We start from the raw sequence: 19,826 nt of genomic DNA, 5'->3' as shown, positions 1-19,826 counted from the left end.
CCGACGAGCGCCAGCGAGGAGGTGTCGGCATGACGCGGAGGCCCGTCCTGCCCGGTGCCTCGGAGCTGTTCCGCCGCACCGACACCGCCTCGGTGCCCGAGGTCACCGAGCTGCCCAGCCTGCCCACCCCGGCGAGCTCGCCGGCGCTGCGCAGCGCCGCCCGCCGGGTGGGGGAGTCCGCCGCCGAGGCGGCCGCGTCGCTCACCCTCGTACCGGGCGGCGCCCCGCCCGCGGACGACGACCTGGCCTCGTTCCGGGCGGGCCCGGCCGAGCCCGCGCCGGCCCCGGTGCTGCAGCCCCGGGTCGCCACCCGCGGCCGGCCGGCCCGCCGCACGGACCGGACCAAGCACGACGAGAAGATCACCGTCTACATCTCCGCGGACGAGCTGCTGGCCCTGGAATCCGCGCGGCTGACGCTGCGTGCCCACCACGGGCTGGCCGCCGACCGGGGTCGCATCGTCCGCGAGGCGGTGTCGGTGCTGCTCGCCGACCTGGCCGAGCGCGGCGAGGACGCGATCCTGGTCCGCCGGCTCAAGGAGAAGTAGGAGGACCCCCTGCCGCCCACCGCTCGCATGCTCGCGGCGGACCCCTGCACGGGGGCCTTACCCTCGGCGTCCGTGAGCGGGAGCACCGGAGCCGTTCCGCCGGCCGACCAGGCCGGCGGGGCCGCTCCTGCCCGTTTCACCGTGCGGCTGACCAACTTCGAGGGCCCGTTCGACCTCCTGCTGCAGCTGATCGGCAAGCACAAGCTCGACGTCACCGAGATCGCGCTGTCGCAGGTCACCGACGAGTTCATCGCCCACCTGCGGGCGCTCGGCGACGAGCTGGACCTCGACCAGGCCAGCGAGTTCCTCGTCGTCGCCTCCACGCTGCTGGACCTCAAGGCGGCCCGCCTGCTGCCGGCGGCGGAGGTCGACGACGAGGACGACCTGGAGCTGCTCGAGGCGCGCGACCTGCTGTTCGCCCGGCTGCTGCAGTACAAGGCCTACAAGCAGGCCGCGGCGTTCCTGCGCGAGCGCGAGGCCGACGCCGTCCGCCGCTTCCCGCGCGAGGCGGCGCTGGAACCGCGGTTCGCCGAGCTCGTCCCCGAGGTGCTGCTGGACGTCACGCCGGAGCAGTTCGCCGCCCTCGCCGCCCGCGCCCTCGCCCCCAAGGCCCCCGAGACGGTCAGCGTCGCCCACCTGCACGCGCCGCCGGTCAGCGTCTCCGAGCAGCTGCTGCTGGTGCGCAACCACCTGGTGCGGTCGGGGACGGCGAGCTTCCGGGCGCTCACCGCCGACTGCGGCCACACCCTCGAGGTGGTGGCCCGCTTCCTCGCGCTGCTCGAGCTGTACCGCCAGCAGCGGGTGGTCTTCGAGCAGCTGACGCCGCTCGGCGAGCTGCACGTGCGGTGGACCGGCGAGTCCGTCCCCGACCCGGCCGGCGCCCCGGCCCCCGACGCCGACGAGGAGTACCGGTGACCGACGACCGTGCCGGCCAGGACCCCGCCCCGATCTCCTGGGAGGCGCTCGCCGCCGAGCTGGCCGCCACCCGCGAGCAGGCGGCCGAGCGCGGGGACGCCGACCCCACCGCGTGGGACGCCGTGGCGGCGGAGCTGGCCGCCCGCGTGGCGGAGCGGCCCGTCGAGGAGCAGCCGGTGCCGGCGGTGCCCGTCGAGGACGTCGCCGCCGCCGTCGCCGAGCCCGCGCCGGAACCGGAGCCGGCCCCGGAGCCCGAGCCCGCCGTGCTGCTGGACCCCGTGGAGCTGCGCGGCGGCCTGGAGGCCCTGCTGTTCGTGGTCGACGACCCGGTCGACGAGGAGACGCTGGCCGCGGCGCTGCGCTGCCCGCCCGAGCAGGTGCGGCAGGGGCTCGCGGAGCTGGCCGCGGGCTACGACGAGCGCTCGGCGGGCATCGCGCTGCGCCGGGTGGGGGAGGGGTGGCGGCTCTACACCCGGGAGGACCACGCCGGCGTCGTCGAGCGGTACCTCGGCGAGGGGCAGCGCAGCAGGCTCACCCAGGCCGCGCTGGAGACCTTGGCCGTCATCGCCTACCGGCAGCCGGTCACCCGGGCCCGGGTGTCGGCGATCCGCGGCGTCGGGGTCGACGGCGTCATGCGGACGCTGATCGGGCGCGGCCTGGTGCGGGAGGTGGGCAGCGACCCCGACAGCGGCGGCGGGCTGTACGCGACCACGCCGCTGTTCCTGGAACGGCTCGGGCTGGCCAGCCTCGCCGAGCTGCCCGAGCTCGCGCCGCTGCTGCCGGAGACGGCGACCTTCCTCGAGGAGCACCCCGACGCCTGAGTGACGGCCCCGGGAGCAGTGCCGCCCTGGTGGGCACCCCTGCGCCTGGAACGTCGCGGGAGCGCTGTCCCCCTGGCGGGTGTTCGAGTCCCCGGGATGTCCGGCAGGGGGACACCACCCCTCGTCTGCACCGGTCGGGCGCTCGTCCCCGCCGACGGGCACGCGGACGCCCGAACGGGTTTCGGAGCGTTGTCCCCCTGGCGGGCATTCCAGTGCCCGGGATGTCCGGCAGGGGGACATCGCCCGCCGTCTGCGCCGGGCGCTGGCTCTCCGCCGCCGCCTGTGCCGGGCCCGGCGCCGTCCGCCGCGAGACCGCTGCAGCCGCCGCCCGCGCCGGGCGCTGCCGACGGCGGGGCCGCGGGGAACGGGGGCGCCCGGCGGGATGCCCGCGGGCGGGCGGGCCCCGCCACCGCGGGATGGGACACTGGTCGGCGATGAACACGCCGACCCCGAACGACGAGAGCACCACCGCGGCCGGCGAGGGCTGGTCGGAGGACATGGAGCTGGCCCCGGCGCACCCCGGTGACCGGCCCGCCCCCGACGAGCCGGGCGAGCGGCAGGGGGAGCGGCTGCAGAAGGTGCTGGCGCGGGCCGGCGTCGCGTCGCGCCGGGTCGTCGAGGAGATGATCGAGGCCGGCCGGATCAGCGTGAACGGCGAGCAGGTGCGCGTGCAGGGCATGCGGGTCGACCCCCTCCAGGACAGGATCGCGGTCGACGGCGCCCGCCTGGAGATCCGCGACGACCGCGTCACCTACGCGATCAACAAGCCCGCCGGGGTCATCACCGCGATGAGCGACGACCGCAACCGCCCGACCATCGGTGACATGGTGGGCGACCTGGCCCCCGGTCTGGTGCACGTCGGCCGCCTCGACCAGGACACCGAGGGCCTGCTGCTGGTCACCAACGACGGCGAGCTGGCCCACCGGCTGGCGCACCCCTCCTTCGGCGTGCGCAAGACCTACCTGGCGCAGGTCTCCGGCTCGGTGCCCCGGGACATGCACCGCCGGCTGCGCGCCGGGGTGGAGCTCGAGGACGGCCCGGTGACGGTCGACTCGTTCACGGTGGTCGACACCCACGCCGGCCAATCCGTGGTCGAGGTGGTGCTGCACGAGGGGCGCAAGCACATCGTCCGCCGGCTGCTCGCCCACGTCGGGCTGCCGGTGTCGCGGCTGACCCGCACCGCCGTCGGCCCGGTGCAGCTGCAGCGCATGCGCAGCGGCTCGATCCGGAAGCTGTCCCGCCAGGAGGTCGGCGCGCTGGAGGAGCTCGTCGGGCTCTGATGCCGCGACGGGCTCAGAGCGCCGAGGACAGCAGTCCCAGGCCGAGGGCGGCCATCACGACGGCGATGCCGGCGTCCAGGACGCGCCAGGCGGCCGGCCGGGCGAAGAGCGGGCGGAGCAGCCGCGCGCCGTACCCGAGCGCGCCGAACCAGACGAGGCTGCCGACGACGGCGCCCCCGGCGAACCACCACCGCCGGTCCCCGTGGCTCTCGGCGACCGACCCCAGCAGCAGCACCGTGTCCAGGTACACGTGCGGGTTCAGCCAGGTCAGCGCCAGGCAGGTGACGACCGTGGCGGCCAGGCCGGTCCGCCGGCCACCGGCATCGACGGCGATCGAGGACGGGCGCAGCGCGCGGCGGGCGGCCAGCACGGCGTAGCCCAGCAGGAAGGCGGCGCCGGCCAGGCGGACGACGGTGATCGCGTCGGGGAGGCGCGCGCTCAGCCAGGAGTTGCCCGCGACCCCGGCGAGGATGAGCACCGCGTCGGACACCGCGCACACGGCGACGACGGCCGACACGTGCTCGACGCGCAGCCCCTGCCGCAGCACGAAGGCGTTCTGCGCGCCGATGGCCACGATCAGCGAGAGCCCCAGCCCCAGCCCGGCCACCGCGGCCAGCAGTCCTGTCGTCACGTGCAGCCACGCTAGGCAGGGCCGCACCAGCAGTCCAGCTCATGTTTCTCATGCACCATTAGCATCGCTGTCCGTGGACGTGGACCTGGCGCAGCTGCGCACCCTGGTCGCGGTGGTCGACGAGGGCACCCTGGAGGCAGCGGCGCGGCGGCTGCACGTGACGCCGTCGGCGGTGTCCCAGCGGCTGCGCGCGCTCGAGGAGGCCACCGGCCGCGTGCTGGTGCGGCGCGGGCGGCCGGCGGCGGTCACGGCCGCCGGCGAGCCGGTGCTGCGCCTGGCCCGCCAGGTCGGCCTGCTCGTCGCCGACACCGGGCGGACCCTCGACCCGGAGGGCGCCGGGCCGCCGGTCGTCCCGCTGGCGCTGAACGCCGACTCGCTGGCCACCTGGGCGCTGCCGGCCCTGGCGCCGCTGGCCGGCGAGCTGCGCCTGGACCTGCACAGCACCGACCAGACCCGCACCAGCGCGCTGCTGCGCGACGGCACGGTGATGGGAGCGGTGACCTCCGACGCCGAGCCGGTGGCCGGCTGCCGGGTGACCCCGCTGGGCACCATGCGCTACCTGCCGTGCGCGGCGCCGGGGTTCCTCGACCGCTGGCTTCCGGACGGGCCCGACCCCGCGGCCCTGGCGCGGGCGCCGGTGGTCGTCTTCGACCGGAGCGACGACCTGCAGCACGCCTACCTGCGCCGCCACCTGCCGACGACGGCGGACGTGCGGGTCCACCACGTGCCCTCGTCGGCGGACTTCCTCACCGCGGTGGCCCTGGGCTTCGGCTGGGGCATGCTGCCGGAGCTCCAGCTCGGGGCCGCAGCGACCGGGGACCGCGCCGTCCGGCCGTTCGACCCGGCGGGCGCCGTCGACGTGGAACTCCACTGGCAGCAGTGGCGGCTGGACTCCGAGCCGCTGGACCGGGTGGCCGACGCCCTGGTCCGGTCGGCGCGCGCCCGGCTGCGGGGCATGCGCTGACCGGACCGGTGCTCAGGGAACGGGCGCGACCTGCACCGGCGTGGTCAGGACCCGGTCGGGGCCGGCCTCCCGCACCGGCCCGGTCAGCCGCACCCGGGCACGCAGCGGCAGGTCCTCGCTGGAGGTGCCCACCGAGAGCACCAGCTCGCCCGGCTCGACGACGCGGCGCAGGTCCCGGCCGGTGAACGCGGCCCGGTCGGCGTGCACCCCGAAGGTCAGCCGGACCGACGCACCGGCGGCGAGCTCGACCCGCGCGAACCCGATCAGCCGGCGGACCGGCTGCACCACGCTCGCCACCGGGTCCGAGAGGTACAGCTGCACCACCTCGGCGCCGTCCCGGTCGCCGGTGTTGGTCACCGTGCACGACAGCTCGACGGACCCGTCGGTGGCCACCTCGGCCGGGACCTCCCCGAGGTGCGCCCCGTCCAGCCGGACGTCGTCCACGGCGAAGGTGGTGTAGGACAGCCCGAAACCGAACGGGAACAGCGGCGTGGGGTCGGCGGAGCTGATGCCACCGGCGCGGCCGAGGGCCGGGCTGAGGTAGGTGGCGGGGGAGCCGCCCGGGGTGCGCGCCACCTGGACGGGCAGCTTGCCCGAGGGGTTGACCCGACCGGAGAGCACACCGGCGACGGCGCCGGATCCCTCCTCACCCGGGAAGAACGCCTGCACCACGGCGGCCGCGCGCCCCGCCACCTCGCCCAGCGCGTACGGGCGGCCGCTCAGCACGACGACCACCACGGGGGTGCCGGTGCCCAGCAGGGCGTCGAGCAGCTCGGCCTGCGCCCCGGGCAGCCGCAGGTCGTCGGCATCGCACCCCTCCCCGGAGGTGCCGCGGCCGAACAGCCCCGAGACGTCGCCGACGACGGCGATGCAGACCTCCGCGGCCGACGCGGTGGCGACCGCCTCGGCGATGCCCCTCCGGTCGGGCTCCTGCACCGGGCAGCCCTGCGCGGTGGTGACCGTGGCGCGGGGGTACTCGCTGCGCACGGCCTCGAGCAGGGTGGGCAGCTCGATGCCCAGCGGGACGTCGGGGTGCTGGACGCCGACGTGGTTGGGGAAGGCGTAGCAACCCATCAGCGAGAGGACCTCGTCGGCGCACGGGCCCACGACGGCCACCGACGACGGGTCCCGCAGCGGAAGCACGCCGGTGTTGTCCAGCAGCACCACCGAGCGCTCGGCCATGGTGCGGGCCAGCGCGCGCAGCTCCGGGGGGTCGAGGTCCAGCCCGCCGTCGCGCAGCGCCGGCGGCTCGGGGTCCCACCCGGCGTCGAGCAGCCCGAGCCCGCCCTTCTGCCGGAGCACCCGCTCCACCGCCCGGTCGACCAGCGCCTCGGGCACCGCACCGGTGCCGACCAGCTCCAGCAGCGGCTCGCCGTAGCAGCGCACCGTGGGCAGCTCGACGTCGACGCCGGCGGCCAGGGCCTGCGCCGCGGCCTCGCCGGGGGAGCCGGCCACGCCCTGCGTCGACTGCAGGAAGGAGACGCCGAAGTAGTCGGCGACGACCACGCCGTCGAAGCCGAGCGTGCCGCGGAGCAGACCGGTGAGCAACGCCTCGTCGGCGGCCGGGGGCACACCGTCGACCGCGGAGTAGGAGTGCATCACCGAGCGGGCGCCGCCCTCGCGCAGCGCCATCTCGAACGGTGGCAGCACGACGTCGGCGACCTCGCGGGGCCCCAGGTGCACGGGGGCGTGGTTGCGGCCGGAGCCGGAGGCCGAGTACCCGGCGAAGTGCTTGAGGGTCGCGACGACGCCGGCGCCCTCCAGCCCGAGGGTGTAGGCGGTGCCCAGGACGGCGACGAGGTAGGGGTCCTCGCCGATGGTCTCCTCCGTGCGCCCCCAGCGGGCGTCGAAGGTGACGTCGAGGACGGGGGAGAGGCCCTGGTGCACCCCGACCGAGCGCAGCTGGGCCCCGATGGCGCCGGCCATCCGGTGCACCGTCGCGGGGTCGAACGAGGCGCCCCACGCGAGCGGGACGGGGAAGACCGTGGCCTGCCAGGCGGTGAACCCGGCCAGGCACTCCTCGTGGGCGATCGCGGGGATGCCGAGCCGGGAGTTCGCGATCAGGTCGCGCTGGGTCTGCGCGAGCACCCGCGCCCCCGTGGCCGGCTCCACCGGACCGGTGCCGAACACGCGGGTGAGCTGCCCCAGGCCCGGCTTGGTCAGCTCCTCCCACGGCGGCAGGGGCTCGCTGAACTCGTGCTGGTTGGGTGCGACGTCCTCGCCCTCGCCGATCGCCGTCCAGATGCCGTAGAGCTGGGCGACCTTCTCCTCGAGCGTCATGAGCGACATGAGGCAGCGGACGCGTTCGTCGAGCGGGCGGGACGGGTCGGTCCAGTCGGCGGGCGGGGGGCCGGCCAGGGTGGCGGGCTCCGGGACGTCGGCGGCCGGGGGCTCGATCAAGGAGAGGGCTCCAGGGGTGCGGGGGGAGGTCAGCGCGGGCGCGCTGCGGTCGAGGCGCGGGGGACCAGGGAGGTGGCCAGCTCCATGCGCTGGCTGTCCAGCTGCCCACCGGTGATCAGCTCGTGCAGCATCCGGCCGGCCATCCGCCCCATGTCGGCCAGCGGCTGGCGCACGGTGGTCAGCGGCGGGGAGGACCAGCGGGCCATGGGCAGGTCGTCGAAGCCGACCACGGAGAGGTCCGCGGGCACGGACAGGCCGGCCTGGCGGGCCGCCTCCAGGACGCCGAAGGCCTGCTCGTCGCTGCCGGCGAAGACCGCCGTCGGCGGGTCGGGCAGCTCCAGCAGCAGGCGGGCCTGGTCGTAGCCGCCCTCGTGGTGGAAGTTGCCGTGCCGGACGAGCTCGGGGTCGACGCCGATGCCGGCGCGCTCGAGGGCGGCGCGGTAGCCGTCGATGCGGGCGCGGCTGCACAGGAAGTCCTGCGGCCCGCCGATGACCGCGATGCGCCGGTGGCCGAGCTCGACCAGGTGCTCGGTGGCGGCGAGCCCGCCGGCCCAGTTGGTCGCGCCGACGCTCGGCACGTCCTGCCCGGGCATGTCGACCGGGTCGATGACGACGACGGGCAGGTGCGAGCTGCCCAGGCGCCGCTGGTCGGCGGCGGTGATCCGGGAGGTGACGACGAGGGCACCCTGCCGACCGCCGCTGATGACCGACTGCACCCAGTCGGCGCCGGGGTCGCGGGCGAGGGTGCCGACCACCACGTCCAGCCCGCTCTCGGTGATCCCGCGCAGGATCTCCACCGCCCAGGGGCTGTCGAGCGCGGTGAAGACGACGTCCACCAGCGGGCGGGGCGGCGCCGCGGACCGGCGGGTGACGGGGACGTAGTTGTGCTCCTGGAGCAGGGCGAGGACGTGCGCCCGGGTGGCCGGCGAGACGTCCTGGCGGCCGTTGACCACCTTCGAGACGGTGGGGAGCGAGACGCCGGCCGCGGCCGCGATGCTCGCCAGCGTCGGCCGGCCCAGCTGGGGTGTCGCCACTGCCGTCCTCCTGAGGTGTGCGCCTGCGTCCGATCCCACCGGACCACCGCCGGCGCGGCCCGTCCAGTGGCGCACGTCACCGGACCGGGAGCGGCGATGTTAACGAAACTTTCGAAGGGACGGTAGCCCGTCCGGTCGAGTCGGGACCGTAGCCCGGCGCCCCGCCGTTCCGCCAGAGATCGACGCACATGGTCAGAGACGGACCAGGAGCGGCGCCGTTGACACCGATGGTGACCTGCCTTACGTTCTCGCAACTGCTCGAAACTTTCGGTTTTCAACGACGAAACAGGAAGGTGGCGGTGGGATGTCCCTCCGGCGTCTGACCCGCGTGACCACTCAGGCGGGCGCTCTGGTCCTGGCAGGCGCGCTGGTCGCGGCCTGCGGCTCCTCCGGCCCCGCGGGCGGGGGTGGCGAGGGCGGCACCGGGCAGGTGTGGGCCCTCGAGGACGCCGCCCTCAACCCGATCGAAGAGGCCTCGATCGACCGCTTCAACGAGGGCTCGGACTCCGGTGAGCTGGAGTTGGCCACCTTCGGCAACGACCCCTACAAGCAGCGGCTGCGCGTCGCGCTCGGCTCGCCCAACGCGCCCGACCTCTTCTTCAACTGGGGTGGCGGCAACCTCAAGGAGTACGTCGACGCCGGCCAGGTGGAGGACCTCACCGGGCTGCTCGACGAGAACCCGGAGCTCCGCGACGCCTTCCTGCCCAGCGTCCTCGCCGGCGCCGAGCTGGACGGCAAGAACTACGGCCTGCCCATGCGCGGCATGCAGCCGGTGATGCTCTTCTACAACCAGGCGGTCCTCGAGTCCGCCGGTGTCGAGGTCCCGCAGACCTGGGACGAGCTGCTCACCGCCGTCGACACCCTCTCCGCAGCCGGCGTCACGCCGGTCGCGCTGGCCGGGACCCAGGCCTGGACCGAGCTGATGTGGATCGAGTACATCCTCGACCGCGTCGGCGGCCCCGAGGTCTTCCAGGCCATCCGCGACGGCGAGCCGGGCGCTTGGGAGGACCCGGCCGTCCTGGAGTCGCTGGAGATGCTCCGCGAGCTCATCGACCGCGGCGCCTTCGGGGACGACTTCGCCTCCGTCGGCTACGACGTCGGCGGCGCGTCGACGATCCTCGCCCAGGGCGACGCGGCGTTCCACCTCATGGGGTCGTGGGAGTACACCAACCAGCTCAACGACAGCCCCGAGTTCGTCGAGGCCGGTGACCTGGGCTGGACCACCTTCCCGGCGATCGAGGGCGGCGCGGGCGACCCGTCGAACCTGGTGGGCAACGTGTCGAACTTCTACTCGCTGACCAGCTCGTCGGAGAACAAGGAGGCGGCGCGCGAATACCTGTCGACCGCGCTCACCGACGACCAGTACATCTCCGACCTCATCGAGGCCGGTGACGTGCCGCCGGTGCAGGGCATCCGCGACCAGCTCGCGGAGACCGAGAACGGCGACTACGCGACATTCATCTACGACGCGACGGCCGACGCGGAGAACTTCCAGCTCTCCTGGGACCAGGACCTCCCGGCCGACGAGGCCACCGAGATGCTGACCCAGTTGGAGCAGTTCTTCCTCGGCAACCAGACGCCGCAGGGCTTCGTCGAGGCGATGTCCGGCGTCTGACCGGCACCGGCACGGCATGCAGGACACGGCGCAGCGGACCAGGACAGGGGCACCACGCATGGCGGTCACCCGGCAGGACCGGCCCTCGGGCTGGTACCTGGCACCGGCGATCACGTTCTTCGGGGCGTTCGCCGTGCTACCCATGGTCCTGGTCGTCTACCTCAGCTTCACCTCCTGGAACGGCTTCGGGTTCCCCGCGCTGTCCGGCGCGGAGAACTGGACCCGGCTGATCGAGGACGGCCGGGCCTGGGACTCGCTGTGGCTGACCCTGCTGTTCATGGTGCTGACCTGGCTCGTCCAGACCCCGATCGCGATGCTGATCGGGGTCTGGGCGGCCGGGCGCCAGCGCAACCGCGCCGTGCTCAGCTCCTTCTTCTTCCTGCCCCTGCTGCTGTCCACGGCGGCGATCGCACTGCTGTGGGCAGCGGTGCTCGACCCGAACTTCGGCGCCACCCAGGCGCTGCCGTTCCTGGGCGGCGTCAACTTCCTGGGCGACACCGAGCTGGTCGTCTACACCGTGGTCTGGGTGATCAGCTGGCAGTACATCCCGTTCCACACCCTGCTGTACCAGGCCGCCGCCCGGCAGGTGCCGCAGAGCCTCTACGAGGCGGCCACCCTCGACGGCGCCGGCCGCTACCGGCAGTTCTTCACCATCACGCTGCCGCTGCTGAAGTACACCGTCATCACCTCCACGGTGCTCATGCTCGTCGGCTCGGTGACGACGTTCGACACGATCCTCATCCTCACCGGGGGCGGGCCGGGCACGGCGACGCGCATCCTGCCGCTGCACATGTACATCACCGGCTTCAGCGGCTTCGAGTTCGGCTACGCCAGCGCCATCGCGGTCCTGCTGCTGCTCCTCGGTGCGGGGCTCTCCCTCGCCGTGACCAGCGCGACCGGCTTCCGCAAGATGCAGAGCCAGCAGGAGGGCATGTGAGCGACCGGGCACCGCTGGGCATGGACGACGGCCGCACGGGTGGCGTCGGCGTGCGGACGGCGGAGGCGCCGCCCTCGCCGATCGCGCCGGTGCCGGAGGTGCCCGAACGCCAGCGGCGGCGGGTCTGGAACCGGCGCCGGGGCCACGGGCGCCCGAACGTCCTGGCCGGGGTGCTGGCCACCGTGTGGCTGGCGCTGGTCGCCGTCCCGCTGTACTTCCTCGTGGCGGCGAGCTTCCGCACCCGCTCGGAGTACCTGTCGGACAACCCGCTGGCCCCGCCGCCGAACCCGACGCTGGAGAACTACGCGACCGTCCTCACCGGCGACTTCCCGACCTACCTGCTCAACACGGTGGTCGTCACGGTGGCCACCGTCGCGATCGTCGTGGGGTTGACGCTCCCGGCCGGCTACGCCGTCGCCCGCAACGCCGGACGGGTGGTGCAGCGCGGCTTCTCGCTGATGCTGGTCGGCCTGGCCATCCCGGCGCAGGCGGCGATCATCCCCGTGTACCTGATGATCACCCAGTTGCACCTGTACGACACCCTGCTCGCGGTCATCCTGCCGACGGCGGCGTTCGCCATGCCGGTGGCGCTGCTGGTGATGACCAACAGCCTGCGCGACATCCCCCGCGAGCTGTACGAGGCGCAGACCCTCGACGGTGCCGGCCCGTTCCAGGCGCTGCGCCACCTGGTGCTGCCGCTGGCCAAGCCGGCGATCACCACCGTGGCGGTGTTCACCTCGCTGACCGCGTGGAACGGGTTCCTCTTCCCCCTGGTGCTCACCCAGTCCGTGGAGACCCGGGTGCTCACCCTGGGGCTGTGGGACTACCAGGGGCAGTTCGGCACCGACGTCCCGGCGCTGCTGGCGGCGGTCACGCTGTCGGTCGTCCCGATCTTCGTCCTGTACCTCGTCGGCCGCCGGTACCTGCTCAGCGGCCTGACCGCCGGCGCCGGCAAGTAGCCCGGCCCGCCCCGAGAGGAAACCCATGGCCTCCGTCACCTACGAGCACACCAGCTGCGTCTACAGCGGCGCCGGACGACCCGCGGTGGACCGGCTGGACCTCGCGGTCGAGGACGGCGAGTTCCTCGTCCTCGTCGGCCCGTCGGGCTGCGGCAAGTCGACGTCGCTGCGGATGCTCGCCGGCCTGGAGGACGTCACCGACGGCCGCATCCTGATCGGCGACCGCGACGTCACCGAGGTGGCGCCCAAGGACCGGGACATCGCGATGGTGTTCCAGAACTACGCGCTCTACCCGCACATGACCGTCGCCGACAACATGGGCTTCGCGCTGAGGATGGCGGGGCTGGGCAAGCCGGAGATCGCCCAGCGGGTGCAGGAGGCGGCGAAGCTCCTGGACCTGGAGCCCTACCTGGACCGCCGGCCCAGGGCGCTCTCCGGTGGCCAGCGGCAGCGGGTCGCGATGGGGCGGGCCATCGTGCGCCAGCCGCGCGTCTTCCTCATGGACGAACCGCTGTCCAACCTGGACGCCAAGCTGCGGGTGCAGACCCGCACCCAGATCGCCGCCCTGCAGCGCCGGCTCGGCATCACCACCGTCTACGTCACCCACGACCAGACCGAGGCCATGACGATGGGCGACCGGGTGGCCGTGCTCAAGGACGGCCTGCTCATGCAGGTGGGCCGGCCGCGCGAGCTCTACGAGCGGCCGGCGAACGTGTTCGTCGCCGGCTTCATCGGGTCGCCGGCGATGAACCTCGTCACCCTGCCGGTGACCGAGGGCGGCGTGCGGCTCGGCGACGAGGTGCACCCGGTGCCCCGGGACGTGCTCGGCGGGGCGTCCGACGCGCTGGTCACCGTGGGCGTCCGCCCGGAGGACCTCGAGCTCGCCGGGCACGGCCTGGCCGTCGAGGTCGACGTCGTCGAGGAGCTCGGTGCCGACGCCTACGTCTACGGCCGGACCACCGCCGGCGGCGAGGAGCACCTGATCACCGCGCGGGTCGACGGGCGCACGCCGCCGCGGAAGGGCGAGCGGGTGCACGTGCGCCCGCGCGCCGGCCACGTGCACCTGTTCGACGGCCGTAGCGGCGCCCGGCTGGGCGGCTGAGACCCCCGTCCGGCGGCCCGGACGCGGGCCGCCGGGCCGGGCACGGCGCGCGCGGGGGAGAGGGAGCGGCGGGGCGCTCCCTAGACTCGTGTGGTCCCCGGGCAGACGGGGCGGCGCGAACGAGGAGTGTGCATGGCCGTCCGAGCCATCCGCGGTGCGACCCAGGTCGACGCCGACGACCGGCAGCAGGTGCTCGAGGCCACCCGCGAGCTCGTGAGCGCGGTGCTGGAGCGCAACGGGCTCGAGCACGACGACGTCATCAGCATCCTCTTCACCGCCACCCCCGACCTGGTCTCGGAGTTCCCGGCGCTGGCCGCCCGCGAGCTCGGCATGGGCGGGGTGCCGCTGATGTGCGCCTCCGAGATCGGCGTGCCGCACGCGCTGCCGCGGGTGCTGCGCCTCATGGCCCACGTCGAGACGCCGCGGTCGCGCGCGGAGATCCAGCACGTCTACCTGCGCGGCGCCGTCGCGCTGCGGCGGGACATCGCGCAGTGACCCGAGAACAGCGAACGAGCAGGAGCACATGAGCACCCCCCAGAGCCCCTTCCGCGGGTCGGTGACCCTCGACGGCCCGTCGGGGACCGGCAAGTCCACCGTCGCCCGCGGCGTCGCCGCCCGGCTCGGCGCGGCCTACCTCGACACCGGGGCGATGTACCGCGCGGCCACCGTCGCCGTCCTCGACGCCGGCGTGGACCCCGCGGACGCCGAGGCCGTGGCCCGCACCGTCGCCGAGGCGGGGATCGTCGTGGGCACCGAGGCCGGCACCGAGCGGGTCGAGGTCGGCGGCACCGACGTCGCCGCCCGGATCCGCGGTGCCGAGGTGACCCGTGCCGTCTCCGCGGTCTCGGCCGTCCCCGCCGTCCGCCGCCAGCTCGTCGCCCAGCAGCGCGCCCTGGTGACCGGCGCGGAGGCGGTCGTGGTCGAGGGACGCGACATCGGCACCGTGGTGCTGCCCGACGCGACGCTGAAGGTCTACCTGACCGCCGCCCCGGAGGTGCGGGCCCAGCGCAGGGCCGGTCAGCTCGGCGTCACCGACGCCGCGGAGATCGCCGCGCTCGCCGCCGACCTGCGCCGCCGCGACGAGTACGACAGCAGCCGGGCCGACAGCCCGCTGCGCCCGGCGGCCGACGCCGTCGTCGTCGACAGCAGCGACCTCTCCCAGGCGCAGGTGGTCGACCGCATCGTGCTGCTGGCGGAGACCGCCGTGCCCGCAGGGGACCGGACGTGACCGAGCCGCAGAGCGGGCCGCTGCCCGTCGTCGCCGTCGTCGGCCGGCCCAACGTGGGGAAGTCGACGCTGGTCAACCGCTTCCTCGGGCGCCGGGCGGCCGTCGTCCAGGACACGCCGGGCGTGACCCGCGACCGCATCGCCTACGAGGCGCTGTGGAACGGCAAGCGGTTCACAGTGGTCGACACCGGCGGCTGGGATCCCAAGGCCGCCGGCCTGGGGGCCTCCATCACCCGGCAGGCCGAGTACGCCATGAAGACCGCCGACGTCATCGTCTTCGTCGTCGACAGCCAGGTGGGCGCCACCGAGACCGACCTGGCCGCCGCGCGGGTGCTCCGGCGCAGCGACCGGCCGGTGATCCTGGTGGCGAACAAGGTGGACGACGAGCGCAGCGAGGCCAACGCCGCCGAGCTGTGGTCGCTGGGCGTCGGGGAGCCGCACGCGGTCAGCGCGCTGCACGGCCGGGCCAGCGGCGATCTGCTCGACCTCGTCCTCGACGCCATGCCCGAGGCGCCGCGCGAGCAGGAGGAGGAGGGCGGCCCTCGCCGGGTGGCGCTGGTCGGCCGGCCCAACGTGGGCAAGTCCAGCCTGATCAACCGGCTGGCCAAGGAGGAGCGGTCGGTCGTCGACTCCGTCGCCGGCACCACCGTCGACCCGGTGGACTCGCTCGTCACCCTCGGCGGCGAGGAGTGGCGGTTCGTCGACACCGCGGGGCTGCGCCGCAAGGTGAACACCGCCAGCGGCATGGAGTACTACGCCAGCCTGCGCACCGAGGCGGCGATCCAGGCCGCCGAGGTCTGCGTCGTCCTGCTCGCCGCCGACGAGGTGATCAGCGAGCAGGATCAGCGGGTGATCACCCAGGTCGTGGAGGCCGGTCGCGCGCTGGTCCTCGCCTTCAACAAGTGGGACACCCTCGACGAGGACCGCCACGACCAGCTCGAGCGGGAGATCGACCGCGACCTCGCGCACGTGAAGTGGGCGACGCGGGTCAACATCTCGGCGTCCACGGGCCGTGGCGTGGGCAAGCTGGCCGACCACCTCCGCGCGGCGATCGCCTCGTGGGAGACCCGCGTGCCGACGGCGGAGCTGAACACGTTCGTGCGGGCCCTGGTGCAGGAGACGCCGCCGCCGGCCCGCGGAGGGCGCGCCCCGAAGATCAAGTACGTCACGCAGGCCGACGTCCGGCCGCCGCGCTTCGTCGTCTTCTCCACCGGATTCCTGGAGGCCGGCTACCGCAGGTTCCTGCAGCGCAAGCTGCGGGAGCAGTGGGGCTTCCAGGGCACGCCGATCGAGATCTCCGTGAAGGTCCGCGAGGGGCGGGACAAGGACGGCAAGCGCGGCTGACCACCGTCGAGACCGGCGAGCGCCGTGCGGTAACCTTCTCGGGCGGTCGTTCGCGGCCCGGGAAAGTCCGGGGCGTCGGCGGCACGCGGGCTGTAGCGCAGCTTGGTAGCGCACTTGACTGGGGGTCAAGGGGTCGCAGGTTCAAATCCTGTCAGCCCGACAGTGTGATGTCTCAGGACATCGGCATAGCCCGGACCCACGATTCGTGGGTCCGGGCCAGCGCGTTTTCGGGGTGGGTCCGGGTGGTCGGCCGGTGGGCTGGTAGTCGTGGGTGGGGTCGATGGTGAGCTCGCGCAGCAGTTCGCCAGTGGCGGCGTCGATGACGCGGGCGTTCAGATCCTGCACGAGCAGCAGGGCGTGGGTTCGGCCCATGCCGATGTGGTGGAGTCGGCCGGCCAGGCGCAGGGTGACGCAGCCGGTCTGGTCGCCGCGGTCGGGTGCGTGTGCAAAGTGATCGGCACGCCCGTCCGGAGGTGCGCCTTCGCCACGGCACGCAGGACCCGTTCCACCCCGCGGATCATGCCCTGGCGGTCGATGGCGCACGTGGGGATGCCGGCCTTGACGCCGGTCCCGGCGATGCCGTCGGTGATCAGGAGGCGGGAAGACGTCGTCGGGTCCGGCGGTGCCTGCTCCGAGGCGTCGCCGGACCCGATGGCGCACTCAGCCGCGGAGTCGGCCGGCGAGCATCTTCTTGCCCTCTTCGGCGCCCTTGCGGCTCTCTGCCTGCGCGCGACGGAACAGGTCGACGAGGTCGCTGTCGCCGGCCCGTTCGGCGTCCTGGATGTAGAGGTCGAGCCGCAGGACGTTGCTCAAACACGACTCGGTGAACCAGATGAGGTTGTAGTCCTTGTCCGTGGTACCGGTGACGTCGCCCGTCTCGGACGTGCTCGTGGTCATGACGTTCCCTTCCCTTCGGGTCCAGCCCTACCGGTCAGCGCCGTTCCCCTGGCGCGGTCGGCTGGTCGTGGTCGTGAACGTGTGCCTCGCCGGCGTGCTCGTGCTCGAAGTCGCGGTGCGGCACGTGCGCATGGTGCAGCGGAGCGTGGTCGTGCTCGTGCTCGTGCGCGGAACTCAGGTGCTCGAACCCTCCCGTCATCTCGTTGTGGTTGTGAGTGACGTGGAAGTGCCGGTGCGTGTGCACCAGCCGCTCGTGGTCGTGGTCCTCCCACTCGGCCGTGGGTGCGTTCTCGGTCATCGCGTGCCCCTGTTCGATGCGGCGCGGCGGCGGTCGACACGCCGTCCCACGCCTACCCAGCGGCGCCCGTCGTACGCGGCACACCGGGACGCGATGCGAGCCGGTCCGTCGGCGCCCGCTCAGTACCTCGGGTAGGTGGGGTAGCGGTAGCCCGGACCCCAGAACGGCGCGTAGCCCCACCACCCGTACACGCCGGCGTAGTAGTCCGGCTGGTACTCGAGTTCCGGGTCGTACGGCGGAACCTCGGCCATCCGGTCGCGGTTCCGGCTGATCCGGATCCTGTCCGGCTCGACGGCGACTACGGCGTCGACCGGGATCAGGTAGTGCTGCGCGCCGATGCCGAGGAAGCCGCCTTCCCCGATCCGCAGGAACCGGACCTTGTTCTCCCGGTCGTCGACGAGCAGGTCGTCGACCCGGCCGACGTCGTCGCCGTCGCTGTCCACGACCGCGCGTCCGCGGACGTCGGCAGCGGGATCGGCGACGGTCTGCGCCGTGTCGTCCAGCCGGACGAGCCGGCCGATGTCGTCGGTCATCGTGGTCCTCCTCGAGGTGGACGGGCGGTCGATCGCCACGCTGCCACGCTGCCCAGGAGGCGGCCATCCGAGCGTCGGGGGTGCCTCTAGCGACCCGGGGGAGACGCGGGAGGGACCGATTCCCGCGGCTCGTCGCGCCAGGAGTGCTCGGGCTCGTAGCCGAGGACACGGCGGGCCTTGTCGATCGAGAGCAGAGTCTCGTGCGGGCTGAGGGATCGCGCGAGCGGGACGCCGGGGAACTCGGCAGCGAGCAGTTCCTCGTTGGACCGGGTCATCACCGTGTCGGCGTTGGCGATGATGAACACGTCGGCGCCCACGCTCTCGTGGGCCAGCGCCCGCCGGACCGCCTGAGCGCCGTCGCGGGCGTCGATGTATCCCCACAGGTTGAAGCGGCGCAGCGACGGCTCGTCGTCGTACCCGGGAAACTGCGCGTAGTCCTCGGGGTCCATGACGTTGCTGAAGCGCAGCCCGGTCATCGAGAGGTCCGGGTGCCACCGGCACAGTTGCCGGGCGAGTTCCTCCTCGAGCGTCTTGACCAAGGAGTACGTGCTGGTCGGACGCGGTGGGTACTCCTCGTCGACCGGGACGTACGGCGGCGGCTCGTCGAAGGGCAAGCCGAGCACCGTCTCGCTCGACGCCCAGACGATCTTCCGGACGCCGGCGCGCAGAGCGGCGGCGTAGACGTTGTACGAGCCCGTCATGTTGTTGGCGAAGGTCGCCGCGTTGGGTGCGAGGCCGGGGGCCGGGATGGCCGCCAGGTGGACGAGCGCGTCGACGCCGGCATGTCGGTCGTCGATGCCGCCCATCGCCTCGACGGCCTGCCCGAAGTCGGTCAGCTCGACGACCGACGAGGCGACGTCGCTCCGGGGCGAGGGCACCCGGTCGAGTGCGACCACGTCCCAGCCGTGCTCGAGCAGGTGGGGCACCACCGCCCGCCCCAGCTTGCCGCTGCTTCCGGTGACCGCGACCCGCGCCATGGGTCCTCCTGATCCGCTCGCCTGCCAGGAGATCAGGAGATCATCCCGCGTGGTGCGCCGCGCGGTGGCCGGCCAGGACGTCGGCGCCGAAGTCCGACACCGGATCGCGCCACACCGAGTGCGCGTGGTTGCCGTCGCTCTGGGTGTTGTCCCACTCGGCGAGCAGGCGCGGGCCGTGGAGGCGGTAGTAGTGCGGCCGGCCGGGCTCGGTGGAGCCTGCCCACGCCAGGTGGACCGCATCGAGGTCGACCGACGGCCCCAGTCCGTCCGGGACGCGACCGGTGTAGGCCGAGACCAGGGCCCGCAGCAGTTCGCGCCGGTCCCCGTCCAGCTCGCTGCCCGGAAGCCCGATCGGCCGGGCCGTCAGCTCCAGCGTGCCGTCGGGCCCCGGCTCGACCTCGTCGCCGGCCGGGAGCTGGGGCCGGTTGCGGCTGACGATGTCCGAGGGCGCGCGATCGAGCAGCACCGCCTGTGCGGCCAGGGCCGGCGGCAGCGAACGCACCAGCTCGCGGGCCAGGTCCTCGGTCGCGCCGAGCAGCCGGAAGGAGCCATCGCCCAGCAGCGGGCTGGCGGCCGGATTGGCGCCGAGGAAGCACGGGGTGACGGCGACCACCCGGCCGTCGACCACCAGGTTGTTCAGGGACACGTGATGACCGCCCAGCCGCCAGCCCCACGGTTTCGCGCCGCCCGGCTCCCCGAAGACCCGGAGGTAGTAGCGACCCGGGTCCCGGCGGCGATCGTGCCCGGCGCCCCGCGGGAAGCCCTCCGTGCGGTCGAGCACGTTCTCCAGGCCCATGACCCCGGAGACGGTCACGTAGCCGGCGGTGGACAGCCCGGAGGCGACCAGCTGCATGGCCAGCGACTGCTGCGCCGGGTGCTGCTGACCCAGGGTCAGTCCGCCGTGGTCGGTAGGCGTGTAGTGCCAGCGCCGGCGGTCGGCCTCGGCCTCGGGATCGCTGCGCGGACCGTCCCGCTGGGCGAGTCGGTGTTGTCCGCGGTCGAGCGAGGCCAGCCAGGCACTCGCCGCCGCCGCCATGCGCCCGGCGACGGCACGGTCGGCCGGCTCGGGCGATCCGGCAGGGAGGTTGCCCATCACACCCGGCCGGCGGAGGACACACCGGCCCGGGAGCCGCTCGCGGGCACCTGCCGCTCCTCGATCCCGGGTCCGGCGCGGTCGTCCCCGTCGATGTCGGGCATTGCTCGACCGGACGCCTCGGGACCCCGGCGCGCCACGTCCTCGTGCTTGCTCGCCAGCCGGGCTGCTTCCACCGCCCCGGATCCCAGGCTCAGGACGAGGGTGATGACAGCGATCCGGACCCACATGTCGGGAGAGCCTCCTCGCGTTCG

General features: G+C 74.0%; 22 protein-coding genes and 1 tRNA gene. 13 read left to right on the top strand and 10 right to left on the bottom strand.

The genetic code is table 11. From position 1 onward, the window contains the following. The first annotated feature begins 29 nt into the window (after positions 1-29). From BMW62_RS16030 to BMW62_RS16015, 4 genes are all read left to right on the top strand, one after another. Positions 30-545, top strand: a complete 516-nt coding sequence (locus BMW62_RS16030; protein WP_091932752.1) for a hypothetical protein — start codon at positions 30-32, stop codon at positions 543-545. A gap of 72 nt (positions 546-617) precedes the next feature. Continuing rightward, entirely contained in the window at positions 618-1,460 is an 843-nt protein-coding gene (locus BMW62_RS16025; protein WP_244524083.1) for a segregation and condensation protein A, read from the top strand. Then, on the top strand, positions 1,457-2,281 hold the full coding sequence (gene scpB / locus BMW62_RS16020) for an SMC-Scp complex subunit ScpB (RefSeq protein WP_091932746.1): 825 nt from the start codon (positions 1,457-1,459) through the stop codon (positions 2,279-2,281). The genes BMW62_RS16025 and scpB overlap by 4 nt, the downstream gene beginning before the upstream one ends. Positions 2,282-2,715: 434 nt before the next feature. Beyond that, positions 2,716-3,561, top strand: a complete 846-nt coding sequence (locus BMW62_RS16015) for a pseudouridine synthase (protein WP_091932743.1) — start codon at positions 2,716-2,718, stop codon at positions 3,559-3,561. A gap of 13 nt (positions 3,562-3,574) precedes the next feature. Here the strand turns inward: BMW62_RS16015 and BMW62_RS16010 are convergent, their stop codons facing one another. Next, the gene (locus tag BMW62_RS16010) at positions 3,575-4,192 is read right to left on the bottom strand and encodes a LysE/ArgO family amino acid transporter (protein WP_091932741.1); all 618 of its coding nucleotides are present in this window, start codon (positions 4,190-4,192) and stop codon (positions 3,575-3,577) included. Positions 4,193-4,265: 73 nt separating this feature from the next. On the opposite strand from BMW62_RS16010, the gene BMW62_RS16005 reads away from it, so the two are divergent. Then, on the top strand, positions 4,266-5,156 hold the full coding sequence (locus tag BMW62_RS16005; protein WP_091932738.1) for a LysR family transcriptional regulator ArgP: 891 nt from the start codon (positions 4,266-4,268) through the stop codon (positions 5,154-5,156). A 12-nt stretch (positions 5,157-5,168) separates the two neighbouring features. On the opposite strand, the gene BMW62_RS16000 is transcribed toward BMW62_RS16005, so the two are convergent. Both BMW62_RS16000 and BMW62_RS15995 read right to left on the bottom strand, forming a co-directional pair. After that, the gene (locus BMW62_RS16000; RefSeq protein ID WP_244524082.1) at positions 5,169-7,556 is read right to left on the bottom strand and encodes a beta-xylosidase/alpha-l-arabinosidase; all 2,388 of its coding nucleotides are present in this window, start codon (positions 7,554-7,556) and stop codon (positions 5,169-5,171) included. Positions 7,557-7,585: 29 nt separating this feature from the next. Beyond that, on the bottom strand, positions 7,586-8,590 hold the full coding sequence (locus tag BMW62_RS15995) for a LacI family DNA-binding transcriptional regulator (RefSeq protein WP_091932735.1): 1,005 nt from the start codon (positions 8,588-8,590) through the stop codon (positions 7,586-7,588). Positions 8,591-8,918: 328 nt separating this feature from the next. On the opposite strand from BMW62_RS15995, the gene BMW62_RS15990 reads away from it, so the two are divergent. From BMW62_RS15990 to BMW62_RS15955, 8 genes are all read left to right on the top strand, one after another. After that, positions 8,919-10,205: an ABC transporter substrate-binding protein gene (locus tag BMW62_RS15990; protein WP_244524081.1), complete on the top strand. Its 1,287-nt coding sequence runs from the start codon at positions 8,919-8,921 to the stop codon at positions 10,203-10,205. Between the two features lie 58 nt (positions 10,206-10,263). Next, positions 10,264-11,142: a carbohydrate ABC transporter permease gene (locus BMW62_RS15985; protein WP_091932728.1), complete on the top strand. Its 879-nt coding sequence runs from the start codon at positions 10,264-10,266 to the stop codon at positions 11,140-11,142. After that, on the top strand, positions 11,139-12,101 hold the full coding sequence (locus tag BMW62_RS15980; protein WP_244524080.1) for a carbohydrate ABC transporter permease: 963 nt from the start codon (positions 11,139-11,141) through the stop codon (positions 12,099-12,101). The genes BMW62_RS15985 and BMW62_RS15980 overlap by 4 nt, the downstream gene beginning before the upstream one ends. A 25-nt stretch (positions 12,102-12,126) precedes the next feature. Further along, entirely contained in the window at positions 12,127-13,203 is a 1,077-nt protein-coding gene (gene ugpC / locus BMW62_RS15975) for an ABC transporter ATP-binding protein (protein ID WP_091932725.1), read from the top strand. Between the two features lie 132 nt (positions 13,204-13,335). Further along, positions 13,336-13,698, top strand: a complete 363-nt coding sequence (gene aroH / locus BMW62_RS15970; RefSeq protein WP_091932722.1) for a chorismate mutase — start codon at positions 13,336-13,338, stop codon at positions 13,696-13,698. A gap of 28 nt (positions 13,699-13,726) precedes the next feature. Beyond that, positions 13,727-14,431, top strand: coding sequence for a (d)CMP kinase (cmk, locus tag BMW62_RS15965; RefSeq protein WP_091932719.1), 705 nt, complete (start codon positions 13,727-13,729; stop codon positions 14,429-14,431). Then, on the top strand, positions 14,428-15,774 hold the full coding sequence (gene der, locus BMW62_RS15960; RefSeq protein WP_091932716.1) for a ribosome biogenesis GTPase Der: 1,347 nt from the start codon (positions 14,428-14,430) through the stop codon (positions 15,772-15,774). The genes cmk and der overlap by 4 nt, the downstream gene beginning before the upstream one ends. Before the next feature lie 86 nt (positions 15,775-15,860). Next, positions 15,861-15,934 (top strand) — tRNA-Pro (locus BMW62_RS15955). Between the two features lie 172 nt (positions 15,935-16,106). Here BMW62_RS15955 and BMW62_RS23250 read toward each other — a convergent pair. From BMW62_RS23250 to BMW62_RS15915, 7 genes are all read right to left on the bottom strand, one after another. Beyond that, positions 16,107-16,352: a phosphotriesterase family protein gene (locus tag BMW62_RS23250; protein WP_280138663.1), complete on the bottom strand. Its 246-nt coding sequence runs from the start codon at positions 16,350-16,352 to the stop codon at positions 16,107-16,109. An 82-nt stretch (positions 16,353-16,434) separates the two neighbouring features. Beyond that, the gene (locus tag BMW62_RS15940; RefSeq protein WP_091932710.1) at positions 16,435-16,671 is read right to left on the bottom strand and encodes a hypothetical protein; all 237 of its coding nucleotides are present in this window, start codon (positions 16,669-16,671) and stop codon (positions 16,435-16,437) included. A gap of 34 nt (positions 16,672-16,705) precedes the next feature. Beyond that, positions 16,706-16,969: a hypothetical protein gene (locus BMW62_RS15935; protein WP_091932707.1), complete on the bottom strand. Its 264-nt coding sequence runs from the start codon at positions 16,967-16,969 to the stop codon at positions 16,706-16,708. Positions 16,970-17,088: 119 nt separating this feature from the next. Beyond that, positions 17,089-17,502 (bottom strand): PRC-barrel domain-containing protein, encoded by a 414-nt coding sequence (locus BMW62_RS15930; RefSeq protein WP_091932705.1) that lies wholly within the window; start codon positions 17,500-17,502, stop codon positions 17,089-17,091. Between the two features lie 86 nt (positions 17,503-17,588). After that, entirely contained in the window at positions 17,589-18,479 is an 891-nt protein-coding gene (locus tag BMW62_RS15925) for an NAD-dependent epimerase/dehydratase family protein (protein WP_091932703.1), read from the bottom strand. 40 nt (positions 18,480-18,519) lie between these two features. After that, complete coding sequence (locus tag BMW62_RS15920) at positions 18,520-19,572, bottom strand: DUF3500 domain-containing protein (RefSeq protein WP_211435157.1); 1,053 nt, start codon at positions 19,570-19,572, stop codon at positions 18,520-18,522. Further along, positions 19,572-19,802 (bottom strand): hypothetical protein, encoded by a 231-nt coding sequence (locus tag BMW62_RS15915; protein WP_091932701.1) that lies wholly within the window; start codon positions 19,800-19,802, stop codon positions 19,572-19,574. The genes BMW62_RS15920 and BMW62_RS15915 overlap by 1 nt, the downstream gene beginning before the upstream one ends. Positions 19,803-19,826: the final 24 nt, after the last annotated feature.

It is taken from the genome of Blastococcus sp. DSM 46786 (assembly GCF_900109665.1).
Classification (GTDB): domain Bacteria; phylum Actinomycetota; class Actinomycetes; order Mycobacteriales; family Geodermatophilaceae; genus Blastococcus; species Blastococcus carthaginiensis.
This window is presented reverse-complemented; position numbering and strand designations above follow the sequence as displayed.

Bases quoted from the DNA above. Each gene is read 5' to 3' on its own strand.
- ugpC (WP_091932725.1), top strand. From the start codon at position 12,127: ATGGCCTCCGTCACCTACGAGCACACCAGCTGCGTCTACAGCGGCGCC.
- BMW62_RS15925 (WP_091932703.1), bottom strand. From the start codon at position 18,479: ATGGCGCGGGTCGCGGTCACCGGAAGCAGCGGCAAGCTGGGGCGGGCG.
- BMW62_RS16030 (WP_091932752.1), top strand. From the start codon at position 30: ATGACGCGGAGGCCCGTCCTGCCCGGTGCCTCGGAGCTGTTCCGCCGC.
- BMW62_RS15930 (WP_091932705.1), bottom strand. From the start codon at position 17,502: ATGACCGACGACATCGGCCGGCTCGTCCGGCTGGACGACACGGCGCAG.
- BMW62_RS15985 (WP_091932728.1), top strand. From the start codon at position 10,264: ATGGCGGTCACCCGGCAGGACCGGCCCTCGGGCTGGTACCTGGCACCG.
- BMW62_RS16015 (WP_091932743.1), top strand. From the start codon at position 2,716: ATGAACACGCCGACCCCGAACGACGAGAGCACCACCGCGGCCGGCGAG.
- BMW62_RS15920 (WP_211435157.1), bottom strand. From the start codon at position 19,572: ATGGGCAACCTCCCTGCCGGATCGCCCGAGCCGGCCGACCGTGCCGTC.
- BMW62_RS15940 (WP_091932710.1), bottom strand. From the start codon at position 16,671: ATGACCACGAGCACGTCCGAGACGGGCGACGTCACCGGTACCACGGAC.
- aroH (WP_091932722.1), top strand. From the start codon at position 13,336: ATGGCCGTCCGAGCCATCCGCGGTGCGACCCAGGTCGACGCCGACGAC.
- BMW62_RS15935 (WP_091932707.1), bottom strand. From the start codon at position 16,969: ATGACCGAGAACGCACCCACGGCCGAGTGGGAGGACCACGACCACGAG.
- BMW62_RS15915 (WP_091932701.1), bottom strand. From the start codon at position 19,802: ATGTGGGTCCGGATCGCTGTCATCACCCTCGTCCTGAGCCTGGGATCC.
- cmk (WP_091932719.1), top strand. From the start codon at position 13,727: ATGAGCACCCCCCAGAGCCCCTTCCGCGGGTCGGTGACCCTCGACGGC.